This window comes from Microcystis sp. (assembly GCF_048564745.1).
Classification (GTDB): Bacteria; Cyanobacteriota; Cyanobacteriia; order Cyanobacteriales; family Microcystaceae; genus Microcystis; species Microcystis ichthyoblabe_A.
This window is the reverse complement of sequence record NZ_JBLZRT010000032.1, coordinates 1-23,182: the sequence shown is the minus strand read 5'-3', so window position 1 is coordinate 23,182 and position 23,182 is coordinate 1. Positions and strand designations below refer to the sequence as shown.

The window sequence follows — 23,182 nt, the reverse complement described above, 5'->3', positions numbered from 1 at the left end:
TCCTTTAAAATGAGCGATTGTTAGGTGTGTTAGGCCAGCTAAAAGTCCGACCCTAAAAACCTCAGTTCGACCGTTATAGACAAAACTCTCATGCAGAAACCGCAAGTTATTTTTCTCGATGCTGTGGGTACTCTTTTTGGAGTAAAAGGCAGTGTCGGAGCAATTTATAGTCAAATAGCAGCTGATTTTGGGGTAGAGGTGGCGGCCGAGCCTCTAGAACAGTCTTTCTCCGCTATTTTCCCCACTTCTCCCCCCCTAGCTTTTCCTAACGTTGAACTGGCACAAATTCCTCAGTTAGAGTATCGCTGGTGGCGATCGCTGACTGGAGCAGTTTTTAATGATTTAGGTTATCTGGAACGATTTCCCGATTTTGAGGCTTTTTTTGGCGAACTTTATCATCATTTTGCCACGGCCGAGCCTTGGGTCCTGTACGAGGATGTCATTCCCGCTTTAAGACTCTGGCAGATTCAGGGGATCGAGTTGGGCATTATTTCTAATTTTGATAGTCGTATCTATCAAGTTTTGGCCGAATTAGGCTTAGAATATTTTTTTCGATCGATCACGATTTCTTCTCAGGTAGGAGCAGCTAAACCCGCTCCTGAAATTTTTCAGATTGCCCTGGAAAAACATGATTGTCCTCCCGCACAAGCTTGGCATATTGGCGATAGTAAAAAAGAGGACTACCAAGGGGCAAAAGTCTTGGGTATAGAAGCATTTTTAATTAAAAGAGCCAGAGGGTTTGCTGAATAAATCTAAAAACCTTCTCCCCACTTCCCACTTCCCACTTTCAAGTCAGTGGGGATAGGGGATAGGGAGGGAATACAGACCCTACCGGCTAATACCTAACCCTCAAACCAGTTTAATCCCCATCGGGATTTTAGACCGATTCCTGGGATGGAATGGAAGTAGATTCTGACTGATCAGCATTAGGGTCTGTCTCTTTGGGGGCAGCCACTTTTACCAAAGCATGACGCAGAACCTGTTCTCCGAGAGTGTATCCTCGCACTAACTGCTCCACCACCGTGCCTTCGGGATGTTCATCGGTGTACTCCCGCATCATCGCTTCGTGGTAGGTGGGATCAAAGGGTTGACCTTCTGGACGCATGGGGGAAACGCCTAAACGCTTGAGACTGTCCACTAAGGTTTTATAGACCCCTTGGTAACTCTTGTGAATACCCATCTCGCCATCATTAGCTGGTTTAATTTGAGTACGGGCGCGCTCAAAATTATCCACCACACCAAGAATTTCCATCAGGGTTTTGCCCTTGATTTTTGTTTCCAGTTCCTCTTTTTCCTTGGCTGTGCGTTTGCGAAAATTGTCGAACTCGGCTGCTAGAGTGATATAGCGTTTCTTGTAGGCATCAACCTGTTGGGTTTGTTCCTCTAACTGCTGTTTGAGAGTGTCGATTTCCTCTTGTAGAAAATCGATAGTCATTCCCTCCAGAAGGGATTTTCCCTCGCTAGAGGCGGCCTGGTCTTTCACCGTTTTGGCTTGATCAGTGACAGTAGCTTCCGATTGGTTTGCAAGAGATTCAGGGGAATTAGAAAAGGATTCCTGGTTTTCGTCGAAAATTGCTGAGGTATTTGGTTCTGCACTCATGGTATAGGATTTTAGTGGGGAATTTGGCAATATATGACCGTTTAATGCTGATTTTGGTCTTTAAGTACCAGCTAATAATCAAGGTTTAACCCTTAATGTAACATTTTGTGGACAATATCCGTAACTAGATATAGGCAGCCCCGATAAATAATCAGTGATCTGGAAAAATTTTTGCTAGAATGCAATTTTCTCGGTAGAATTGGAGAAATTAAAGGGTAGTGGAGAGGTTAGGAATCGTCTATGACATTTTCTTCCAAGAAAACCCGTGCTGTTGCCCTACGCAATTACTTTTCCCCCTTTGGTAACAAGTTGGTGCAGTCGGGCTATATCGGTGCCGAGCAAATGCAACAGGCCCTGGTGGAAACACGGAAATCGGGACGATCGTTAGTAGAAATATTACAAAAACTAACCGGGCGACCTTTGCCCCCGGATTTACGGCGACAGTATAAGAAAAACCAGTTATTTGAACTAAAAATTCTCTACGGAGTCGAATCGCTCGATCCCGAATTGAGCGATGTGGATGGACTGGAAATAGCCAGGCTAATCGATTCTTTGATTCCGATCGATCTTTGTCGTCGCTATCGTCTCATCCCCCTGCGTCGAATCGAAGGAGAGCCAGCTTCAATTTTGATAGCCATGGTCGATCCCGACAACCTAGAGGCTACGGACGATATTAATCGTATCCTTCGCCCCAGGGAGTTAGGTTTACAGCGTTTAGTGATTACCAGCGAAGATTATGAAAGATTACTGGAAAAATTCCACTGGGCCCAACCGGAACTAGAAAGGGAAAAAGCCAGACTCGAAAAAGAAAAAGAACTGGAAAAACTCTCGGATCTCACCGATATTGTCGCCAGTATTGAGGTGGTCTCTGGTGCTAACGATGAAGTGGCCGATGATCTCGGAGAAGGAGACGCTAATCAAGCCCCCGTCATCAACCTGGTCAATAAAATTCTAGCTAAAGCCCTACAGGAAGGGAGTTCCGATATTCACATCGAACCCCAAGACGAATTCCTGAAAATTCGCTTTCGCAAAGATGGAGTTCTTCATCAAGCTTTTGATCCACTGCCGAAAAGAATTACCCCGGCGGTCACTGCCCGTTTTAAAATCATGGCCGATCTCGATATCGCCGAACGTCGTCTTCCCCAAGATGGTAAAATTCGGCGGATGTATCAAGGGCGGAAAGTGGATTTTCGGGTTAATACCCTGCCCAGTCGCTACGGGGAAAAAGTCTGTTTACGGATTCTCGATAACTCCTCTACCCAGTTGGGTTTAGATAAACTAATCACCGATCAAAAGACCCTGCAAATCGTCCGAGACTTGGCCAGTCATCCTTTTGGTCTGTTGTTGGTGACAGGCCCCACCGGTTCGGGTAAATCCACCACTTTATACTCGGTGTTAGCCGAAAGAAATCACCCTGGGGTCAATATCAGTACCGCCGAAGATCCGATCGAATATTCTCTACCGGGCATCACCCAGGTGCAGGTAATTCGCGAAAAAGGCATGGATTTCGCCTCGATTCTGCGGGCCTTCATGCGACAAGATCCAGATATAATTCTGGTGGGGGAAACTAGGGACAAGGAAACAGCTAAAACAGCGATCGAGGCCGCCTTAACCGGTCACTTGGTCTTAACTACCCTACACACCAACGATGCCGCAGGTGCGATCGCTTGTCTCGATGAGATGGGGGTTGAAACGTTTATGATTTCTGGTTCTCTGTTGGGAATTTTGGCCCAGCGTCTGGTGCGGCGCGTCTGTACCGAGTGTCGAGTCGCCTATCACCCCACCCAAGAGGAATTGGCTCGTTTTGGTCTTTCCGCTGCCAATGAACAGGAAGTGACCTTTTATAAGGCTAATACCCTGACCATAGCGGAAATTCAACAGGCGCGAAGACAGGGTAATCTCTGCGTCAAGTGTAACGGCAGCGGTTATAAAGGTCGCATCGGTGTTTATGAGGTGATGCAGAATAGTGAACGACTACAGCAATTAATTAACCAAGGGGCAACCACCGATCGCATTAAGGAGGCGGCCGTCGATGAGGGTATGATGACACTCCTAGCCTACAGTTTAAATTTGGTGCGCGAGGGTTACACCACCCTCGAAGAAGTGGAACGGGTGACATTTAGCGATTCTGGTCTGGAAGCGGAATTAAAAGCTAAACGGAAAAGCGGTTTAATCTGTAGTGGTTGTCGCGCCGAACTACAACCAGAATGGCTCGATTGTCCCTATTGTATGAGACCGCGATTTAGTTATTAAGACAGTTTTTCAGTGATCGGTGATCGGGGAAGTCCGGAACAGGCAAAAGTGTTATGAATTTGTCTCCTGACGGAAAAGAGGGTGTAGGGTGTGGGGTGTGGGGTGTAGGGAAAGAAACCTCTTTCATCTGTGGGGGTGAAAATTTTTTCATCGGGACTGGCTCCTATCTCCTTTTCAGTTTTTACTTTATACGATAGATGGAGTTTAACTTATGGACTTAATGATCGAAGATTTAATGGAACAATTGGTGGAGATGGGCGGTTCCGATATGCACATTCAGTCCCGTGCGCCGGTCTATTTTCGCATTAGTGGCAAACTCACCCCGATTAATGAAGAATCTTTAACCCCGCAAGATTGTCAGAAATTGATTTTTAGTATGCTCAATAATACTCAAATAAAAGAGTTAGAGCAGAATTGGGAATTAGACTGTTCCTACGGGGTGAAAGGATTAGCAAGATTTAGGATCAATGTTTATAAAGAAAGGGGAGCCTATGCAGCTTGTTTACGCGCTTTGTCCTCCAAAATTCCTAACTTTGAACAATTAAATTTACCAGAAGTGATCCGAGAATTATCGGAAAGACCGAGGGGATTAATTCTCGTAACTGGACAAACAGGCTCAGGTAAAACTACCACTTTGGCATCAATTTTAGACTTAATTAATCGGACTAGGTCTGAACACATTTTGACTGTAGAAGACCCAATCGAATACGTTTTTCCTAATATCAAAAGCCTGTTTCACCAACGACAAAAAGGAGAAGATACCAAGAGTTTTGCTAACGCATTAAGATCAGCTTTACGAGAAGATCCTGATATTATCCTTGTGGGAGAAATGCGGGATTTAGAAACAATTAGTTTGGCAATTACGGCGGCGGAAACCGGTCACTTAGTCTTCGGAACCCTACACACTAGCTCGGCAGCGGGAACAGTGGATCGGATCATTGACGTTTTCCCCTCTAACCAACAGTCACAAATTCGCGCCATGTTATCCAATTCTTTACTAGCAGTTTTTAGTCAAAACCTAGTCAAGAAAAAAAATCCTAAACCGGGGGAATTTGGCCGGGCAATGGTACAGGAAATCATGGTGGTAACTCCAGCGATCGCTAACCTAATTCGCGAAGGAAAAGCCCCCCAAGTTTACTCAGCAATTCAAACGGGAATGAAGCTAGGAATGCAAACTATGGAACAGGGATTAGCTAATTTAGTTGTTAGCGGTGTTATATCCTTTGAAGAGGCAATTTCTAAAAGTAGTAAACCCGATGAATTACAACGTCTTGTCGCCGGGGCCAGTGCTAACGCCAAAACTAAAGCCCGTTTCTAATGATAAATACTGTTTAAAAAGCATAGGAGATTGGGAAGTGGGAAGTTTTTTCAGTAAACAGTGAACTGATAACTGATAACTGATAACTGATAACTGATAACTGATAACTGATAACTGATAACTGATAACTGATAACTGATAACTGATAACTGATAACTGATTTGTCCTATGCCTACTTTTGTCGCACAAGTTAAAAGCAGCTCTGGAAAAGTTTTCCGAGAGAAAGTTGAAGCTATGTCTCCCGATCATGCCCGAATGATGCTGAAGGCGAAATATGCTGCCGTCGGTAAAGTCAAAAAAGCGGGAGGAGAGATCGATCTTTCTAGTTTAGAGTTGATATTTGCCAAGATTTCCATCAAGGATAAAGCGGTTTTTTCCCGTCAATTTTCTGTAATGATTAATGCTGGTGTGCCGATTGTGAGATGTTTGGGAGTTTTGGGGGATCAATCCAGTAATCCCAAGATGAGAAAAGCACTACAGGCGATTAGTGCCGACGTACAGCAAGGGAGTCAGTTATCGCAAGCCATGGCCAAACATACCGAATGTTTTGATGAACTTTATGTCAGTATGATCGAAGCTGGAGAGACGGGGGGGGTACTCGATGAAGTGCTGCTCCGTCTCTCGAAACTTTTGGAAGATATGGCCCGCTTGAAAAACCAGATTAAATCAGCGATGACCTATCCGGTAGCAGTGGCAATTTTAGCGGTAATTGTGTTTTTCGGGATGACAATCTTTTTAATTCCCGTGTTTGCGAAAATTTTCACCGATTTGAAGGTGCCACTACCAGCTTTAACGCAATTTATGCTCTTTTTAAGTGGTGTGATGCGTAGTTGGTTAATTTTAATTCCGATTGTCACCATTGCTGCCACGGTTTTTTTACTGCGTCGCTATTACAAAACCCCGATAGGTCGTCTGCAAATTGACTGGTTTTTCCTTAAAATGCCCCTTTTTGGTGATTTGAATGAAAAATCGGCTGTGGCTAGATTTTGCCGGGTTTTTGGGACTCTGATGCGTTCTGGTGTCCCGATTTTGAGTTCCCTTGATATAGTTTGTAATACGGTGGGTAATCAGGTAATTGCTAATACGATCGCTGGTGCCAAGACGGAAATTCAGCAGGGGGGAATGATGAGTTTGGCCCTACAAAAAGCCAATGTTTTCCCAGCTTTGGCCATTCAAATGATTAGTATTGGTGAGGAAACGGGAGAATTAGATGCCATGATGATGAAAGTAGCGGATTTCTACGAAGATGAGGTGGAACAGGCCGTTAAAGCTTTAACCAGTATCATTGAACCCTTGATGATGGTCGGTATTGCCGGGATGGTGGGAATTATTCTTCTGTCTATGTACCTGCCTATGTTTAAAATCTTCGATGCCTTGGGATAAGTTTATCAGTGATCAGTTATCAGTGACTATTGCTGGTAGCTTGAAATCAGCCAGATTTTAATTTTCATCTCCTTTTATTTGATTAGGTGAATCTGTGTCTTAGGAAACTTTTGGTTGTTCAAAATTACCGGCCAGCTTTGGTTGATGATTCCTTGGAATTAGTCGATCAAGATTAGCTGACTCTCTGGGGTTAGAGCATAAAGGGAACAATTTACGATGGTTAAGCTCCTAAAATCAAACGCTGACGATGAAAATTAAGCAGCGAAATCTCTTGGCCAGAAACCCTTTCTAACATCTCGACGATATGATCGGGCTGCAGTAAAGTGCCATCATTGCGACAACTGCCCACATAGCACAAAACGGCTTGTTTGTCAACAGTTTTTAACTCTAATTCATATAATTGTTCTCGCAGATTAATCGTGACTTTTTTGCCGGATTTGGTGGTTTTTTCCCGTTCCATCACCGTTGCTTGCTTAATTGCCTCGATCCAATTTTGCCACTGTTGACAGTCAATTCCCTCGCTATTAAAAGTGAGCAAATACTCAGCTTTTTCTAACAAACGGGTGGCAGCAGGGGCATTTAAGGGAATTTCTTCCACCCGATAAACTGGCAAATCTGCGGGTAATTGCGCGCTTAACTGCTGTTTAAAAGTCTCTAAATCCATCACTTTTGTCAATTCAAAATCGACAATCTCACCGCTACTGGTTGCTCCCAAGGATAAGGCATTTGCGATCGAAATGCGCGGACCGGGGTGAAATCCACCGGTAAAGGAAATGGGAATAGCAGCCCGACGGACGACGCGATCAAATAAACGCACGAGATCTAAGTGGCTAACTAGGGATATTTCGCCAATTTTGCCAAACCAAACCCGAATTCTTTGGGTGCGTTCTTGATTAGGTTGAAAATGTCCGGCAAAAGCGGGAATCGGAGGCGCTTCAATGACGATATTATGACCAAAATCGACGCTACAAACGCCACAATGGGAACAACCCTCAAAAGAACAATCGGGAACCGTTGCCGCGTCTAGAGCGCGTTTTAAGTCCTCCTCTAGCCATTTTTTATCGATACCAGTATCGAGATGATCCCAGGGCAAAGGACGCTCTAAAATATCTTTGTCTGTATCGGCAAAAATATTCCATTCTCCCTGTTCTACCTGACGATATTTCCAAGTTAAACCGGATTCTTTGATCGCCTGTGACCATGCTTGATAGGCTTTTTCCGTATTATCCCACCAAGCATCCATCCCGGCTCCCAATTGCCAAGCGCGCAGCACCACTTTCCCTAAACTTCTGTCACCGCGACCGATAAAATCTTCCATGGCCGAGATGCGGACATCGGTATAATTGACTTTTACCCCTCTCATGCCTTGGAATTCCTGTCTTAATAACTCCTGTTTGCGGATAAATTCGGCCGTGGAGACGGAATGCCACTGGAAGGGGGTATGGGGTTTAGGGGTAAAATTCGAGATAGTTAGGGTAAAATCGAGGGGTTTCCGCTTTGGTAAACGACATTCCCGACGCAGCCAGCGCACCGTTTCCGCGATACCAATCACATCCACATCGGTTTCCCCCGGCAAACCGATCATAAAATAGAGTTTAACCTTATCCCAACCCTGTTCGACGGCGGTTTTTATCCCTCTGAGTAATTCTTCGTTGGTTAACCCTTTGTTAATCACATCGCGCATTCGTTGGGTTCCCGCTTCCGGTGCAAAGGTTAAACCCGATTGACGATTGCCCCCAATTATGTTAGCAATATTTTCGTCAAAGCGATCGACTCTTTGACTGGGTAAGGATAGAGATATATTCTCATTCTGGAGACGGTTTTTAATCTCCATACCCACGGCAGGTAGAGCTAGATAATCGGAGCAACTGAGAGATAATAAGGAAAATTCGTTATATCCTGTCGCTCGCATTCCTTTTTCAATCGATTCGATTACTGCTTCCGGTTGCACATCCCGCGCAGGACGGGTTAACATCCCCGGTTGACAAAAACGACATCCCCTAGTGCAACCGCGACGAATTTCCACCACTAGGCGATCATGGACTGTTTCCACGAAGGGAACTAAACCGATAGAATAGGCTGGGATAGGAGTGGCTACCCGGCGTAAAATTCTTTTCGGTACATCGTCACGATTGGGGATAACTGCACCGATTGGGGTGACATCGTAGAAACGCGGGACATATACCCCCGGAATTTGGGCTAAATCTAGTAATAGTTCTTCTTTGCTTAGATTAGCTAGTTTACCTTCTTCTAAAATTAAACCGATTTCTGGCAATAATTCTTCGCCATCACCGAGGGCGATAAAATCAAAAAAGTCGGCGTAGGGTTCGGGGTTAGAGGTGGCAGTTTGTCCCCCGGCAAAAATTAGCGGATAGTTACCCGCATCTCTTGCTCTCCAAGTCAAGGGAATTGCCGCTAGGTCGAGCATTTCTAAAATATTGGTGGCTCCTAGCTCATAACTGAGACTAAAACCCAGAATATCAAAATCTGTGAGGCAACGACGGGATTCTAGGGCAAATAAGGGGGTTTTTGTCTGTTTGAGTTTTTGGGCTAAATCCGGTGCGGGTAAATAAGTGCGATCGCAGAGTTGGCGGGGTTGAGCATTGAGGATATTGTAGAGGATAATATGGCCGAGGTTAGATGCCCCCACTTCGTACACTTCCGGATAGGTTAACACCCAACGAACCACAGCACTTGCCCATTCTTTATGTTTAGCGCCTAACTCGTTGCCCAAATAACGCGCTGGTCGAAAAATGTCGGGGGTAAGCAGTTGGTCTAAAGCAATAGTCACGGCAATCTACCTCAGATATCGTCAGCAATGGGTGCTTTTCTACTATAGCAGCCAGAATCGAGTCAGTTATCAGTTATCAGTTATCACTTATCAGAGTTCAGTTCACTGATTACTGTTTACTGTTCACTGAAAATACTTCCCACTTCCCCATCTCCCTAAAATTCCAGAGGTTATAAGATAATTAAGCGACGATGAAAGAACCGTTAATTGAATTGAGAGGAGTATCGAAAAGATTCGGGGATAATGTTATTCTCGACGGATTAGATTTAACCATTTATCGAGGGGAGGCCCTGGTAATTATCGGGCCGTCGGGAACGGGAAAATCAACGGTTTTACGGTTAATTGCGGGATTAACGGGGATAAATGCTGGAGAAATTCGTATTAAAGGTCAATTGCGTCAGGGATTGCTAGAAGATGGTCGAGAAGCGATGCGAACTTCCTTAGTTTTTCAACAAACGGCCCTGTTTGATTCTCTCACCGTCGGGGAAAATGTCGGTTTTTATCTTTATGAACAAACTAATTTAAAAAAAGCCAGAATTAGGGAATTAGTGGAAAAAAGTCTGGAAATGGTCGGTTTACAGGGAATTAGTGACCTTTATCCTTCGGAACTATCGGGGGGAATGCGTAAACGGGTGGCTTTTGCACGCGCTATTATCACTAATCCCGATAATCCGGCTGATAATCCTGAATTACTGCTGTATGATGAACCTACCGCCGGATTAGACCCGATAGCTTCCACAATTATCGAGGATCTAGTGCGGACTCTCCATGAAAAATCGGGGTCTGCGAACACTTATGTAATGGTTTCTCACCAACAAAGTACCATCCGACGCACCGCCGATCGAGTAGTATTTCTCTATCAGGGAAAAGTGCAATGGCAGGGAGTAGTGGCAGATATCGATCGTACCGATCATCCCATGATCCGGCAATTTTTTAGCGCCAGCATTGAAGGCCCGATTAGGACAATCGTTTAAGCTAGATTAAGCTAAATTAAGAACTATCGAGAATGAGAGAAAAATCATGCAGAGTTCGCGAGCTTTACGGGAAGGAAGACTGGGTTTGTTTGCCCTAGGCGGATTATTGGTCTTTGGGGCGCTCGCTATCTGGGTTCGCGGGGGGGGATTTGGTCAAAGAACCTATCAATTAATCTTCGAGTTTGCCGACGTGGAAGGGTTACAAGTCGGGGCGCCGGTGCGTTTTCGCGGGGTGAGAGTGGGAAGAATTACGAGTTTTATCCCGGGAAGTAATCAAGTGGAAGTTATTGCCGAGATCGCTTCTGCTACTTTAGTTATGCCTAGGAAGGTAACTGTTACTACCAATCTTTCCGGATTAATTGGGGAGGCAGCCATCGATATCACTCCCTTAGTTTCTTTAAGTGCTGAGGCCAAAAATCTCGACCCTCTGGGTCCCGACTGTGATCAACAGTTAATTCTCTGTAATAATACTCGTTTACAGGGGACAACAGGAACACAATTAATGTCTAGTGTTGGTCGTTTAGTTGATACTTTTACCAGTCCTGAATTTGTGGGTAATCTCAATGATGTCACCAAAAATACCGCCATAGCAGCTCAAAAAATCGCCCGTTTATCCGATGATACCTCCCAGACTATCCGTAATGCCCAAAGAGAAATCTCTCGTCTATCTTTGGAATTAGCTACCACCAGTCGCTCGGTCACTAATACGGCTAATAATGCCTCCCGTTTTGTCAATACTTTAGATAATACCGTTCAGGAAAATCGCAGTCAAATCAGCAGAACTTTTCAACAATCTTCCCAATTAGTCGCTAATCTCAATGCTGTTCTCAGCGAAAATCGGGGACAAATTGTTAATACTCTCGATAATATTAATCAAGCTAGTTTAGGTATTGGTAGTCTCGCTAATAATCTCAATAATACCGCCATGAGGTTGAATGCAGGTTTAGATGAAATTGATACTAAACAAGTCATGCAAAATATCGAGACTATTTTGAATAATGCGGTGGAAACATCGAATAATTTACGAGAAATTACTAAAACTATTAACGATCCTGCTACAATTGTCGTGCTGCAAAAAACTCTCGAATCCGCTAGGGTGACTTTTGAAAATACTCAAAAAATCACCTCCGATATCGATGAGTTAATCGGTGATCCCCAATTTCGCGAGAATTTAAGACGTTTAATCGATGGCTTAAGTAATCTGCTTTCTTCCGGGGAACAATTAGAATATAATTTGCGTATCGCTCAAACTTTAGATACCATGACTCAAGAGTTAGCTAAACAAAAAGTTTTGACCATCTCTCGACCTTTAAATCCTAAGCAAATGCAACTCTATCCCCAATTTATCGTTCAACAACCACCCACGAGTGAAAAATGACAAAACAGCACAATTCAAGCGATTTTCAGTGAACAGTAATCAGTGAACTGAAAACTCACATCTGATAACTGATAACTGATAACTGATAACTGATAATAATATGTTGAAATCAATTTGTATTACTCTTGGAACTCGTCCCGAAGCGATTAAATTAGCTCCCGTTATTCGTGCTTTTCAAGAATCGGAACAGTTTCAAACCCATGTAGTTCTGACGGGACAGCATAAAGAAATGGTAGCGCAGGTGATGGAATTATTTGCTTTAAAAGCAGATGAAAATCTCGATATTATGCAAACCCGTCAAACCTTAACTGATATTACTTGCCGCAGTTTACGCGGTTTAGAAACAGTTTTTGAGCGCATAAAACCAGATTTAATTATTGTGCAAGGTGATACTACTACCGCTTTTGCTGCTGCTTTAGCGGCTTTTTATCAACAAATTCCTATCGCCCATGTAGAGGCAGGATTAAGAACTAATGATATCTATAATCCCTATCCCGAAGAAGCTAATCGTCGCCTAATTTCTCAACTGACTACCCTACATTTTGCTCCCACTACTTTAGCCGTGGAAAATTTACAAAAATCTGGGGTGACAGGAAATATTCACCACACCGGCAATACGGTTATTGATGCTTTATTAACCGTAGCCAAAACCGCGCCAGAATGTCAAATTGCGGGCTTAAATTGGTCAGATTATCGGGTTTTATTAGCCACGGTTCACCGCCGGGAAAATTGGGGCGAACCCTTACAGGATATTATCAAAGGATTCACTTTGTTGTTAGAAAAATATGCCGATATAGCCCTATTACTACCCCTCCATCGCAATCCCACCGTCCGAGAACCAATTCAGTCCGCTTTGGGCAATCATCCCAGGGTATTTTTAACTGAACCTCTCGATTATGCCGAGTTAGTGGGCGCGATTCAACGCTGTTATTTATTATTAACTGATTCTGGAGGCATTCAAGAAGAAGCACCGAGTTTAGGAAAACCGGTTTTAGTATTGAGAGAAACCACGGAAAGACCGGAAGCAGTACAAGCGGGAACAGCGAAATTAATTGGGACTAATCCCGAGCAAATTTTAGCCGCAGCGGGAGAATTATTAGGGGATAAAATCGCCTATGATCGTATGGCTAATGCCATTAATCCTTTTGGAGATGGACAAGCATCCCAAAGAATCCTCCAAATCGTCCAAGATTTTTTGGCTTAATTTATGACTACTTGGTTGGGTATCGACCCCGGATTAGCGATTGTCGGTTGGGCTATTCTCCGGGATAATAGTGAGTTAATGCCGATTTTAGTCGATTATGGCACGATCGAAACTTCTAAAAATCTTTCTACTGCCCAGCGTTTGATCGAAATTGAACGGGATTTAAAGGAGTTAATCGCAGAATATAAACCGGGGGAAATTGCCGTGGAAATGCCCTTTTTTAACCGGCAAATCAAGGCAGCTGGTGGAGTCCTGCAAGCATTGGGAATTATCAATCTAGTTAGTTGTCGCGATGGGGGAATTGAACCGATTTTCCTCCATCAAGCTAGTTGGAAATGTCATCTGGGCCATGGTAGGGCTACTAAAGCTGAGGTGTCCGAACAAATTAAGTATTTATTCGGATTGACAAAAATGCCTATTAATGATGCCGTAGATGCTATAGCGATCGCCTACGCCGCTTTTAGTGGCGTTCGTAATCAAATCTCTTGAAGTAATTTGACGTGACAACTAAAAGCTATTTTTAAGCTTGTACTATCTTAGTTCGATGGGAACGACCGCGCCACCAAGCTAGTAGGGTACTAGCGATAAAAATACTCGAATAGGCCCCGGCTACGAAGCCAATAATTAAAGCTAGGGCAAAATATTTTAAGGTGCTGCCACCAAAGAGAAAAATCGCCACCAGAGGCAATAAAGTAGTCAGGGTGGTATTAATCGAACGAGTTAGGGTTTGACTCACCGCGTTATCGACAATTTCATCCACGGATAATTCGGGGGTATTAGCAAAATTTTCCCGCACGCGATCATAAATTACCACTGTGTCATTAACAGAAAAGCCCACAATTGTCAAGAGGGAAACCAAAAATAAACTATCCACTTCTACCCCCGCAATTAAGCCTAAAACCGCAAAGACCCCTAAAGTGATCAAAACGTCGTGCAGCAGGGCGACAATGGCAAAAAAAGCGTAATCCCGTTGAAAACGGAAGCTTAGATAGACAGCAATGCCAAAAAATGACACTAATAAAGCTAAAAATCCCGACCTAAATAATTCTTGACCGATGGTCGGTCCGACGGTATCGATTTGACTGGTTTCGGGGTCAAAGGCGCCAATTTTCTGATTTAAGGTGTCGAGTAATTTCGTTCTCTGTTCTTCTGCGAGGGTTTTCGTCCGCACCGATAAAGTATATTTATCCAACACCTGCACACTACTGTTACCCAATCCTTCCTCTTCTAAAATTGCTTGCACTTCGGCAGTAGTTAAAGGTTTCTCACAGGTATTCTTTTTAGCACAGGCTAATTCTATCTGAATTCTCGTCCCACCAACAAAATCTAAACTCGGTCGTAAAGGTGCTTGAATAGTGAACCAAGAAATTACCATGGCCAAAATACTGCCAATCGTCAGCAAGGCCGAGACTGTCCACCAAAAATTACGCTGTTTTGTAACGTTAAATGCCATATTGATTAAGTAAAAAGTAAAAAGTAAAAAGGAAAAAGGAATTTGGGGAGTAGGGAGTGGCAATCGGTGGGTTACGGCGAATATGAAATTATTGGTTAACAGCATAACTTGTCGTCGCCTAACCCACCCTACTGATTTACCGGTAAATTGGGGCAGAAAAGTTCGGGTTTTTGACGGACGCTGGGGACGTTTAACACGGTGATTAACAGGAGAGTACGACTACAGGTTAAAGCGGTAAACATACTCACAGCTACCCCAATGGCTAAAGTTAAAGCAAAACCCTTGACTAATCCTGAACCCAACCAAAATAGGGCAGCACAGGCGATTAAAGTAGTGACATTACTATCGAGAATACTGGAAAAAGCCCGGTAAAATCCCGACTCCACCGCCCGAAATAGGGATTTTCCGGCCCTTAATTCTTCCCGGGTACGCTCAAAAATCAGTACATTTGCATCAACTGCCATGCCGATACTGAGGATAAATCCGGCAATACCGGGTAACGTCATGGTGACTCCCACTAAGGCAAAAGCCCCCAGAGAGAGAATAGTATAGATAATCAGGGAAATATCGGCAATAATACCGGGTAAACGGTAATAAACCGCCATGAAGATTAAAACTAACAGTAAACCCACTAAACCGGCGTAGATACTGCGACGGATACTATCCTGGCCTAAAGTTGCCCCGACGGTGCGAATTTCTTCCACTTTAACGGGGAAAGGTAGAGAACCACCGCGCAATTGAATCGCTAGATCGTTGGCAGTTTCGGCGGTAAAATTACCAGTAATCACGGCCCGGCCTCCTGTAATTCCCGTTTGGGCAAACTGCACATCAACCACAGGGGCGCTAATTAATTCATTATCGAGGAAAATCCCAATACTGCGACCAGTACCCGCGATCGCTTTAGTCAGTTCGGCAAATTTATTGCCCCCTTCCGAATCGAAAGTAATGGCCACTTCCCAGTTAGTGCCTTGGGTGGAACTAATAGTGGCATTTTGCAGATTTTTTCCGGTTAAGTCCACCGATTCAAATAAATTTAAAATTGCCTCTTGAGATTTTTGCAGAGATTGTTCTAGTTCGGCAATTTTAGCGGCATTTTCGGGTTTATTCTCAGTTTTGAGGGCGGCTAATTCCGCTTTTTTTTGTTGAAAAATCGAGTATTCAGCCCGAAATTCTCCTTCTGTACCTTGTTTTTGCTGACGAAATTCTAATTGGGCCTGAACATTTAGGTTTCTCTCAGCTTCTTTGGGATTTGTAACCCCGGGCAGTTGCACGATTACCTGATTTTTACTGTCCACAGTCTGCACTAATGATTCAGAAACACCGAGGGCATTAACGCGATTTTCAATCACATTTTGTACGGCTTTTAAATCATTAGGTTGAATGGTTTTGACGGTTTCCGTGGGTTTAACCTGAATGGTTAATTGACTACCACCGCGCAAGTCCAAACCTAATTGTAGGGGTAACTTAATCAGGGTGATGATCGAGGCAACAACCAGGCCGATGATCAGTAACAATAACCAATTTTGTCTCTGCATAACTTCAGTATCAAAAGGAGAATTTTTTAAATGCGATCACCGACCATTTTTTGGACAGCTTCGACAATTTGATTAGGTTGAATAATCGTCAATCTTTCTAGATTACCGTTATAAGGTGTGGGGATATCTTGGGAAGATAATCTTAACACGGGGGCATCCAATTCATCGAATAACTGCTCATTAATTAAAGCAATTAACTCAGAAGCAATTCCCGCAGTTTTCATACATTCTTCCACGATAATCACCCTGTGAGTCTTGCGAATCGAAGCGGCGATCGTCTCCATATCAAAGGGTTTCAGGGAAATTAAATCGATAATTTCTGGATCATAGCCATCTTTTTCTAACTGTTTTAATGCCTGTAAACAGTGATGACGCATCCGCGAATAGGTGAGAATAGTTATATCTTCTCCCTTGCGAACGATTTCCGCTTTATCGAGGGGTAAAAGATACTCGCTATCAGGTAAATTTTCCTTGAGATTATAGAGAAGAACGTGTTCAAAGAAAAGCACGGGGTTATTATCTCTAATCGCCGATTTTAATAAACCTTTGGCATTGTAGGGAGTGGAACAAGCGACAATTTTTAGGCCAGGTACTGCGTGAAAATAGGCCTCTAAACGTTGGGAATGTTCCGCCCCTAATTGTCTCCCCACACCCCCCGGACCACGGATAACCATGGGGATTTTAAAATTACCGCCGGAGGTATAACGTAACATCCCAGCATTGTTGGCAATTTGGTTAAAGGCAAGCAGAAGAAAACCCATATTCATGCCTTCAATAATCGGACGCAATCCCGTCATGGCTGCCCCCACTGCCATGCCCGTAAAACTATTTTCAGCGATGGGAGTATCTAAAACCCTTAAATCGCCATATTTTTTGTAGAGATCTTTGGTAACTTTGTAGGAACCACCGTAATGACCCACATCTTCACCCAAAACAAATACTGTCTGGTCGCGGCCCATTTCCTCATCGATCGCCTGTCGCAAAGCATTAAATAATAGGGTTTCTGCCATATCAAGTCCCCGCTTACAATTCGGTCATCTTATCACTAAACTTATTATCTTACCCCTTTTCTGGCCCGAGGGAATAGGAAGTGGGGAAGTGGGGAGAAGGGAGAATAAATAAAAAGCTATCCCCTGACCCCTGAATACGGCTGCATCTCACATTTGCAGGAATACCGACAATCAGCAATTGTCAGTGACTCTTAGATGACGACAAATGTATCAGCAGCTGCCTGTAAGCATCCCACCGAAAAACTAATGCGCGGGGGGTTGTTTGGGGGGTAGAACCCCCCAAAAGCTGGGATTGAGCGATAAAATCGCAAGTAACGCCCAATTTGAGCAGAGAGTTTCCCTTTAAAAATCCCAACTTAGTAGATTTACAGAAATTGGCTGATGAATAAAAACAATTATGACTATAGATAATAGTCTATTCTAGTTCCCGACAATCGGCCAGCAAAGAACTAAGATCAAGATTAAGGAACCCCCTACCGTTAAAGCTGATGAAATTACCCCGTCTTGCCACTTTAATCATTGGTCTGAGCTTTATTTTCGGATTAATGTTGTGGTTAGTCAACTCTATCTATCGTCTTTACATCCAGATCGCCTTTACCGCTCCTATCTTAGCTAATATTCTGCTTTTGCTGATTATCGGACTGCTGGGTTTGCTAATATACGTTCTTTTGTACTACTTTTATCTGCTGCCCCAGCAGCAAAAAAGTCGCCGCGGATTGCGTTCTTCCTCCCGTCCACCCCTAAAATTACCAGTAGAAAAAACCGAGGCCGCCGGGGAAACCTTAAAAGCTATCCGGCAACAAGTGGAGCAAATTCAAGATAAAGTAACTCAACAGGTTTTTATTAATCGTTCCCAAGAAATTGAGCGAAGTTTAGTCAGAAAAGAAGTTAAAATCATTGTTTTCGGCACAGGATCGGCGGGAAAAACCTCCCTAATTAACGCCCTCATCGGTCAAATGGTGGGCAATGTGGAGGCAACCATGGGAACCACGGAAAAAGGGGAAACCTATAGTTTAAAAATGAAAGGTGTGAATCGGGAAATTCAAATTACCGATACCCCCGGCATTCTCGAAATTGGTGCGGCCGGAGGTCAAAGGGAACAGTTAGCGCGACAATTAGCCACGGAAGCAGATTTACTTTTATTTGTCATTGATAACGATATTCGACAATCGGAATACGGCCCTTTATTGCGTTTAATTGATATTGGTAAACGTTCTCTCTTAGTCTTTAATAAAATCGATCTCTATAGCGACGAAGATCGAGACATTATTTTAAAACAATTACGAGAACGTCTTAAAGGAGTGGTTCTTTCAGCCGATATTATTGCCGTCGCCGCTAATCCCCAACCCCTACAGTTAACCGGGGGACAAATGATCACACCAGAACCGGATATTTTAGCTTTAATTAAACGTTTAGCTTCAGTTTTACGGGCCGAAGGGGAGGATTTAGTGGCGGATAATATACTCTTACAATCCCAAAGATTGGGGGAAGAAGCTAGGAAAATTATCGATCGCCAACGTCGTCGCCAAGCTGATAAAATTATCGATCGCTATCAGTGGATCGGTGCGGGAGTGATTGCAGTGACTCCCTTGCCAGTGTTCGATCTGTTAGCAACGGCGGCGGTTAATGCTCAAATGGTCAGGGAAATTGGTCAAGTTTATGGCTGTGAAATTAACAGCGATCGAGGCAAGGAATTGGCTCTATCTTTGGGCAAAACTCTAGTTAGTTTGGGAGTAGTGAAAGGAGCGGTAGAATTATTAGCCAGAATCCTACAATTAAATTTTACTACCTATATAGTCGGTAAGGCAATTCAAGGGGTCAGTGCCGCCTATTTAACCCGCATTGCTGGCAAAAGTTTTATTGAATATTTCCGTCAGGATCAAGACTGGGGTGATGGTGGTATGACGGAAGTGGTACAAAGACAATTTCAACTCAGTCGCAAGGAAGAATTTATTAAGTCTTTTGTGGCCGATGCGATCGGTAAAGTGGTACAACCTTTTCAGGATGATTGGCAGCAAGAAGAAGTTTTAGAAGCTAGTCGCGAGGATGATTGGTAAAGATCGAACCCGGGAGCGATAGGCAAAATTGTATAGTAATTGTTACAATCGTTTTGGGGTTCAGCAAGGGCAAAAAAAAGATGCGACAGCAAGTTATCGACTGGTTAAAAGAAAACGTCAACGAACACCGTCTGCGCCATATTCTTGGTGTGGAGACCATGTGTATTGATTTAGCTCGTCATCACGATCTCGATCCCGTCCAAGCAGGGCAAGCGGGATTACTACACGATCTGGCTAAATTTTTCAAGCCCAAAAAACTGCTAAAAATGGCGGAATCGGCGGGAATAGACGTGGATAATATCTGTGCATCCCATCCCCACTTACTCCACGCCGATGTCAGTGCAGTTGTCGCCCAAAAAGAATTTAACGTTACCGATGAGGAAATTCTCGAAGCGATTCGCAATCATACCCTCGGTAAACCCAATATGAGCGATCTTAGCTGTATAGTCTTTATTGCCGATGCCTTAGAACCCAATCGCGGCGATACACCCGAATTAAACGCCCTACGACAACTCAGCTATCAAAATCTCCATAAAAGCGTTCAACAAACCTGCGATTATTCCCTAAAATATCTTTTAAGTAGCCATTGTCCCATTCATCCCCGCACCGTGCTAACACGCAACTGGGCGTTACAAATTGTTAAAGAACAACCAACAGAAACTAAAACCATTGATTAACATAATCTCAAGACTCGCTTAAAACCACCTCAGCCAAAGGATAACTACAACCTGAATGACCAATCCCACTGGAATTATTACCCCTGTCGCCGAAAATCTCAAGACCGAAAATTTTCTAGAGACAATTGTTACCGCTGCCGAGGACAAGAAAGCAGGGGACATCGCCATCCTGAAAGTCGCCGATATCTGTTATTTAACCGATTATTTTCTGATTATTACCGGCTATTCTACCACCCAAGTGCGAGCGATCGAGGATGCGATCGAAGCCGCTATGGAACTAGAATGGCAACAATCCCCCCGACAAGTGGAAGGAAAAAGCGAAGGTAGCTGGATCCTGATGGATTATGGTGATATCATTGTCCATATCTTTTTACCAAAAGAGCGAGAATTTTATAATTTAGAAGCATTTTGGGGTCATGCCCAACGTATTCCTCTACCTAGCGACCATTTAGAGGAGTAGAATCCATGAAATCCTCCCTTGATTTCTGTCCCGTCCCGGAAGAACAGCAACCGGTTAACGAGTACGAACAATTAAAAGAATCTTGGTTTTTCCGTTGGGCAACGCTAGATGTAGCCTCTTATACAAAAAAAATTGTCTGGTTATGGTTGTGGACATGGTTAATTGTCGGACCGATTGCCGCCGCTAGTTTTCCCCTTAAAAAAGCCCCTTTTCTCTTCTTCTGCGCGGGGATTTTTGGCTCGACAATTTTGGTAGGATTGGTGTTATTGCGCTTGTATCTGGGCTGGATCTACGTCTATGATCGCTTGCAATCGGAGAAAGTATTTTATGAAGAGTCGGGTTGGTACGATGGCCAAATCTGGACAAAAACCGCCGCCATTTTAACCCGTGATCGTTTAATCGTCTCCTATCAAATCCAGCCCATTCTCCGCCGTTTACAAAAAACCGCCCTGATTTTAGGGGCAATTGTCGCTATCAGTGGTCTTTTCTGGCTATTTTTCACTCACTAACCGCAACCAATCACCAATCTGAATGAATAGGGTAAAACGTTCACCAACCCACCGCTTAGAAATTCATCTCCTCCGGGAAGGCATTATTGAATCGGTTCATCATGTCGAGGCCGCTATTTGCGATGACCGCGGCCGGGTATTATCCACCGCCGGCAGCGCCGAAACTAGCGCCTTTATTCGTTCGGCCCTGAAACCTTTTCAAGCACTGGCTGTCATCAGTACCGGCACCCTCGAACGCTACGATCTCAACGATAAGGATCTAGCCATTATCTGTAGTTCTCACCAAGGCACGGTGGAACACGCCCGTCAAGTCTTTAATATTCTCTGGCGTGCCGATATCGATCCTAATGCCCTGCAATGTCCTCTCCCGGAAGGTAAACCCAGTCGCTTACAGTACAATTGTTCTGGTAAACACGCTGGGATGTTAGCAGTGTGTCAACAGCGTGGCTGGCCGTTAAATACCTATCTGCGGCGTTCTAGTCAGATACAAAAGCTAATTTTAAGCAAAATTGCCGAATTATTGGGGATGCCGGGGGATGAATTAATCAGCGCCCACGATGACTGCGGCGCGCCCACCTATTCAATGCAGTTGGGGCAAATGGCCCATCTCTACGCCCAGTTAGCCTCTGGCAACCGTTTAGACTTAGAAAGAATCGTCCGGGCGATGACCTATCATCCCCGCATGGTAGCAGGAGAAGGGGCTTTTGATACGGAATTAATGCGGGTTAGCCAAGGGGAAATCGTCAGTAAAGCCGGGGCCGAAGGGATTCAATGTATTGGGCGCGTCGGTGAAGGTTTAGGATTAGCAATAAAAGCTTTAGATGGTTCCAAACGGGCTAAATATGCCGCCGCTTTGCAAATTCTCAAACAGTTAGGCTGGATTACTCCCAATGTGGCCGAATCTCTCTCGGAAAAATTCCTGACAATCGGCAGTTATACCCGCTTGGAAGTGGTGGGAGAAATGGCTTTGTTATAAATAGTGGGTTGACAAAAGCGTAACACATCAAAAACTTTTTTTTGGTGTGTTAGGGCAGTATTTGAATCTTGATTTTTTTCCCTAAAAACAAGGGATTACCCATTTACAATCTATAATCGCCATATATTAAGGAGAATAATTAACTATGACCGAAAATAGAGGCCCGATTCCCGTAGTTGTCAACGGTGCAGCCGGCAAAATGGGACGGGAAGTCATTAAAGCCGTTGCTCGTGCCGACGATATGATCTTAGTGGGTGCAGTGGATCGAAATCCAGCTTTTCGAGGTCAGGATGTGGGAGAAGTGGCCGGTTGTGAACCCCTAGAAGTGCCGATTCTCGACGATTTACAGAGTGTTTTAGTCCTGGCAACTCAGGAAAAAGTGCAGGGGGTGATGGTGGATTTTACCCATCCCGACGGTGTTTATGACAATACCCGCAGTGCGATCGCCTATGGAGTGCGTCCGGTGGTGGGAACTACGGGATTATCGGCGGCACAACTGCAAGATTTAGCCGAATTTGCCGAAAAAGCCAGCACTGGCTGTTTAGTTATCCCCAATTTTTCCATTGGCATGGTTTTACTACAACAGGCTGCCGTGCAAGCATCCCGCTACTTTGATCATGTAGAAATTATCGAACTGCATCACAATCAAAAAGCAGACGCACCCAGTGGCACAGCGATTAAAACCGCCGAATTACTGGCAGAATTAGGTAAAACCTTTAATCCTGCTCAAGTTTCCGAAAAAGAAACCATCCCCGGCGCTAGAGGTGGTTTAACTGCCGAGAACATCCGTATTCATAGCGTGCGTTTACCCGGTTTAATTGCCCATCAGGAAGTCATTTTCGGTTCCCCCGGGGAAATCTATACCCTTCGTCATGATACCAGCGATCGCTCCTGTTATATGCCGGGGGTTCTCCTTTCTATCCGCAAAGTTACTCAGCTGCAATCCCTCGTTTACGGTTTAGAAAAAATCCTCTAAATCGAGATATTTTAGAGGAAGGAGAGGAAAAGGGCAAAGAAGAGAAATCTCGACAAATTGCCCTAAAAATGCTATCTGCTGGCTTTCCTATCCCCAAGCTTTAGACTTAGAGATTGAACAAGTACCACAAGTCATTGAGGGACAAAATTGAGTGAAAACGGACAGTATTTTCTATCGTCTCTTTGAGACTTTTCCTGAAAGTTTCTTTGATTTGCTCAATCTTCCCCCGGAAACCGTCAATCATTATCAATTTTCCTCCCTAGAAGTTAAACAACTCGCTTTTCGTTTAGATGGGGTCTTTCTTCCCGATAACCTCAATGACCCGATTTACTTTGTTGAGGTACAATTTCAAAAAGATGAACGGTTTTACTCCCGCTTTTTTAGTGAAATATTTCTCTATTTTCATCAGAGTGAAAGTAATAACAATTGGCAAGGGGTGATCATTTATCCCCATCGGGAAATTGAAAATAGTCCCAAATCTCGTTATCCTGAGAGGGGGACAAGCGAGCTAGAAGGTAGATAGGGCAAGCGATATTGCTCTTTGTCCTTTGATGTAATCCTTCAACCGATAGCGGCTAATTTGCATTAGCTCTTCTATATTTTTTTGGAACATTTGATGTAGCTGGAG

The 23,182-nt window shown here is 44.0% G+C and carries 19 protein-coding genes and 1 pseudogene; 15 read left to right on the top strand and 5 right to left on the bottom strand.

Annotated features, from left to right (window positions below):
- Nucleotides 1-90: 90 nt before the first annotated feature.
- Nucleotides 91-750, top strand: coding sequence for an HAD-IA family hydrolase (locus tag ACOCD9_RS05235; RefSeq protein ID WP_287700226.1), 660 nt, complete (start codon nucleotides 91-93; stop codon nucleotides 748-750).
- A 127-nt stretch (nucleotides 751-877) separates the two neighbouring features.
- Here the strand turns inward: ACOCD9_RS05235 and grpE are convergent, their stop codons facing one another.
- A complete protein-coding gene (grpE, locus tag ACOCD9_RS05230; protein WP_287700225.1) occupies nucleotides 878-1,600 on the bottom strand; it encodes a nucleotide exchange factor GrpE in 723 nt (240 codons plus the stop codon).
- A 240-nt stretch (nucleotides 1,601-1,840) separates the two neighbouring features.
- On the opposite strand from grpE, the gene ACOCD9_RS05225 reads away from it, so the two are divergent.
- From ACOCD9_RS05225 to ACOCD9_RS05215, 3 genes are all read left to right on the top strand, one after another.
- Nucleotides 1,841-3,853 (top strand): GspE/PulE family protein, encoded by a 2,013-nt coding sequence (locus ACOCD9_RS05225; RefSeq protein ID WP_419546640.1) that lies wholly within the window; start codon nucleotides 1,841-1,843, stop codon nucleotides 3,851-3,853.
- 211 nt (nucleotides 3,854-4,064) lie between these two features.
- A complete protein-coding gene (locus ACOCD9_RS05220) occupies nucleotides 4,065-5,171 on the top strand; it encodes a type IV pilus twitching motility protein PilT (RefSeq protein WP_419546638.1) in 1,107 nt (368 codons plus the stop codon).
- Nucleotides 5,172-5,339: 168 nt separating this feature from the next.
- Nucleotides 5,340-6,554 (top strand): type II secretion system F family protein, encoded by a 1,215-nt coding sequence (locus ACOCD9_RS05215; protein WP_419546636.1) that lies wholly within the window; start codon nucleotides 5,340-5,342, stop codon nucleotides 6,552-6,554.
- Between the two features lie 220 nt (nucleotides 6,555-6,774).
- On the opposite strand, the gene ACOCD9_RS05210 is transcribed toward ACOCD9_RS05215, so the two are convergent.
- Nucleotides 6,775-9,345 carry a TIGR03960 family B12-binding radical SAM protein gene (locus tag ACOCD9_RS05210; RefSeq protein WP_419546634.1) on the bottom strand — a complete coding sequence of 857 codons (2,571 nt, stop codon included), beginning with the start codon at nucleotides 9,343-9,345 and terminating at the stop codon, nucleotides 6,775-6,777.
- 191 nt (nucleotides 9,346-9,536) lie between these two features.
- Here ACOCD9_RS05210 and ACOCD9_RS05205 point away from each other — a divergent pair, with 191 nt between their 5' ends.
- From ACOCD9_RS05205 to ACOCD9_RS05190, 4 genes are all read left to right on the top strand, one after another.
- Nucleotides 9,537-10,319, top strand: a complete 783-nt coding sequence (locus ACOCD9_RS05205) for an ABC transporter ATP-binding protein (RefSeq protein WP_002752097.1) — start codon at nucleotides 9,537-9,539, stop codon at nucleotides 10,317-10,319.
- Between the two features lie 46 nt (nucleotides 10,320-10,365).
- Nucleotides 10,366-11,697, top strand: coding sequence for an MlaD family protein (locus ACOCD9_RS05200; RefSeq protein WP_287700220.1), 1,332 nt, complete (start codon nucleotides 10,366-10,368; stop codon nucleotides 11,695-11,697).
- Between the two features lie 100 nt (nucleotides 11,698-11,797).
- Nucleotides 11,798-12,901: a non-hydrolyzing UDP-N-acetylglucosamine 2-epimerase gene (gene wecB / locus ACOCD9_RS05195; RefSeq protein WP_287700219.1), complete on the top strand. Its 1,104-nt coding sequence runs from the start codon at nucleotides 11,798-11,800 to the stop codon at nucleotides 12,899-12,901.
- A 3-nt stretch (nucleotides 12,902-12,904) separates the two neighbouring features.
- Nucleotides 12,905-13,390 (top strand): crossover junction endodeoxyribonuclease RuvC, encoded by a 486-nt coding sequence (locus ACOCD9_RS05190; protein ID WP_150977987.1) that lies wholly within the window; start codon nucleotides 12,905-12,907, stop codon nucleotides 13,388-13,390.
- A gap of 31 nt (nucleotides 13,391-13,421) precedes the next feature.
- Here the strand turns inward: ACOCD9_RS05190 and secF are convergent, their stop codons facing one another.
- From secF to ACOCD9_RS05175, 3 genes are all read right to left on the bottom strand, one after another.
- Nucleotides 13,422-14,354 (bottom strand): protein translocase subunit SecF, encoded by a 933-nt coding sequence (gene secF, locus ACOCD9_RS05185; protein ID WP_419546632.1) that lies wholly within the window; start codon nucleotides 14,352-14,354, stop codon nucleotides 13,422-13,424.
- Nucleotides 14,355-14,482: 128 nt separating this feature from the next.
- Nucleotides 14,483-15,889, bottom strand: coding sequence for a protein translocase subunit SecD (secD, locus tag ACOCD9_RS05180; protein WP_419546630.1), 1,407 nt, complete (start codon nucleotides 15,887-15,889; stop codon nucleotides 14,483-14,485).
- Nucleotides 15,890-15,915: 26 nt separating this feature from the next.
- The gene (locus ACOCD9_RS05175; RefSeq protein WP_002742584.1) at nucleotides 15,916-16,899 is read right to left on the bottom strand and encodes an alpha-ketoacid dehydrogenase subunit beta; all 984 of its coding nucleotides are present in this window, start codon (nucleotides 16,897-16,899) and stop codon (nucleotides 15,916-15,918) included.
- A gap of 488 nt (nucleotides 16,900-17,387) precedes the next feature.
- Here ACOCD9_RS05175 and ACOCD9_RS05170 point away from each other — a divergent pair, with 488 nt between their 5' ends.
- From ACOCD9_RS05170 to ACOCD9_RS05140, 7 genes and pseudogenes are all read left to right on the top strand, one after another.
- Nucleotides 17,388-18,956: a YcjF family protein gene (locus ACOCD9_RS05170; protein ID WP_419546628.1), complete on the top strand. Its 1,569-nt coding sequence runs from the start codon at nucleotides 17,388-17,390 to the stop codon at nucleotides 18,954-18,956.
- A gap of 80 nt (nucleotides 18,957-19,036) precedes the next feature.
- Nucleotides 19,037-19,633: a bis(5'-nucleosyl)-tetraphosphatase (symmetrical) YqeK gene (gene yqeK / locus ACOCD9_RS05165; protein WP_419546626.1), complete on the top strand. Its 597-nt coding sequence runs from the start codon at nucleotides 19,037-19,039 to the stop codon at nucleotides 19,631-19,633.
- Nucleotides 19,634-19,688: 55 nt separating this feature from the next.
- The gene (gene rsfS, locus ACOCD9_RS05160; RefSeq protein WP_002739249.1) at nucleotides 19,689-20,093 is read left to right on the top strand and encodes a ribosome silencing factor; all 405 of its coding nucleotides are present in this window, start codon (nucleotides 19,689-19,691) and stop codon (nucleotides 20,091-20,093) included.
- Nucleotides 20,094-20,098: 5 nt separating this feature from the next.
- Nucleotides 20,099-20,602 (top strand): CGLD27 family protein, encoded by a 504-nt coding sequence (locus ACOCD9_RS05155; RefSeq protein WP_002752122.1) that lies wholly within the window; start codon nucleotides 20,099-20,101, stop codon nucleotides 20,600-20,602.
- Between the two features lie 22 nt (nucleotides 20,603-20,624).
- Nucleotides 20,625-21,578 (top strand): asparaginase, encoded by a 954-nt coding sequence (locus tag ACOCD9_RS05150; RefSeq protein ID WP_287700215.1) that lies wholly within the window; start codon nucleotides 20,625-20,627, stop codon nucleotides 21,576-21,578.
- Nucleotides 21,579-21,723: 145 nt separating this feature from the next.
- Nucleotides 21,724-22,554, top strand: a complete 831-nt coding sequence (gene dapB, locus ACOCD9_RS05145; protein ID WP_046661423.1) for a 4-hydroxy-tetrahydrodipicolinate reductase — start codon at nucleotides 21,724-21,726, stop codon at nucleotides 22,552-22,554.
- Nucleotides 22,555-22,705: 151 nt separating this feature from the next.
- Nucleotides 22,706-23,047: pseudogene (locus ACOCD9_RS05140) on the top strand (Rpn family recombination-promoting nuclease/putative transposase); the annotation flags it as partial.
- Nucleotides 23,048-23,182: the final 135 nt, after the last annotated feature.

Excerpts from the sequence above, each read along its gene's own strand:
- ACOCD9_RS05225 (WP_419546640.1), top strand. The coding sequence starts at position 1,841 with ATGACATTTTCTTCCAAGAAAACCCGTGCTGTTGCCCTACGCAATTAC.
- ACOCD9_RS05190 (WP_150977987.1), top strand. The coding sequence starts at position 12,905 with ATGACTACTTGGTTGGGTATCGACCCCGGATTAGCGATTGTCGGTTGG.
- dapB (WP_046661423.1), top strand. The coding sequence starts at position 21,724 with ATGACCGAAAATAGAGGCCCGATTCCCGTAGTTGTCAACGGTGCAGCC.
- ACOCD9_RS05205 (WP_002752097.1), top strand. The coding sequence starts at position 9,537 with ATGAAAGAACCGTTAATTGAATTGAGAGGAGTATCGAAAAGATTCGGG.
- ACOCD9_RS05215 (WP_419546636.1), top strand. The coding sequence starts at position 5,340 with ATGCCTACTTTTGTCGCACAAGTTAAAAGCAGCTCTGGAAAAGTTTTC.
- wecB (WP_287700219.1), top strand. The coding sequence starts at position 11,798 with ATGTTGAAATCAATTTGTATTACTCTTGGAACTCGTCCCGAAGCGATT.
- ACOCD9_RS05170 (WP_419546628.1), top strand. The coding sequence starts at position 17,388 with ATGAAATTACCCCGTCTTGCCACTTTAATCATTGGTCTGAGCTTTATT.
- ACOCD9_RS05150 (WP_287700215.1), top strand. The coding sequence starts at position 20,625 with ATGAATAGGGTAAAACGTTCACCAACCCACCGCTTAGAAATTCATCTC.
- rsfS (WP_002739249.1), top strand. The coding sequence starts at position 19,689 with ATGACCAATCCCACTGGAATTATTACCCCTGTCGCCGAAAATCTCAAG.
- yqeK (WP_419546626.1), top strand. The coding sequence starts at position 19,037 with ATGCGACAGCAAGTTATCGACTGGTTAAAAGAAAACGTCAACGAACAC.
- ACOCD9_RS05200 (WP_287700220.1), top strand. The coding sequence starts at position 10,366 with ATGCAGAGTTCGCGAGCTTTACGGGAAGGAAGACTGGGTTTGTTTGCC.
- ACOCD9_RS05175 (WP_002742584.1), bottom strand. The coding sequence starts at position 16,899 with ATGGCAGAAACCCTATTATTTAATGCTTTGCGACAGGCGATCGATGAG.
- ACOCD9_RS05155 (WP_002752122.1), top strand. The coding sequence starts at position 20,099 with ATGAAATCCTCCCTTGATTTCTGTCCCGTCCCGGAAGAACAGCAACCG.
- secD (WP_419546630.1), bottom strand. The coding sequence starts at position 15,889 with ATGCAGAGACAAAATTGGTTATTGTTACTGATCATCGGCCTGGTTGTT.
- grpE (WP_287700225.1), bottom strand. The coding sequence starts at position 1,600 with ATGAGTGCAGAACCAAATACCTCAGCAATTTTCGACGAAAACCAGGAA.
- ACOCD9_RS05235 (WP_287700226.1), top strand. The coding sequence starts at position 91 with ATGCAGAAACCGCAAGTTATTTTTCTCGATGCTGTGGGTACTCTTTTT.
- ACOCD9_RS05220 (WP_419546638.1), top strand. The coding sequence starts at position 4,065 with ATGGACTTAATGATCGAAGATTTAATGGAACAATTGGTGGAGATGGGC.
- secF (WP_419546632.1), bottom strand. The coding sequence starts at position 14,354 with ATGGCATTTAACGTTACAAAACAGCGTAATTTTTGGTGGACAGTCTCG.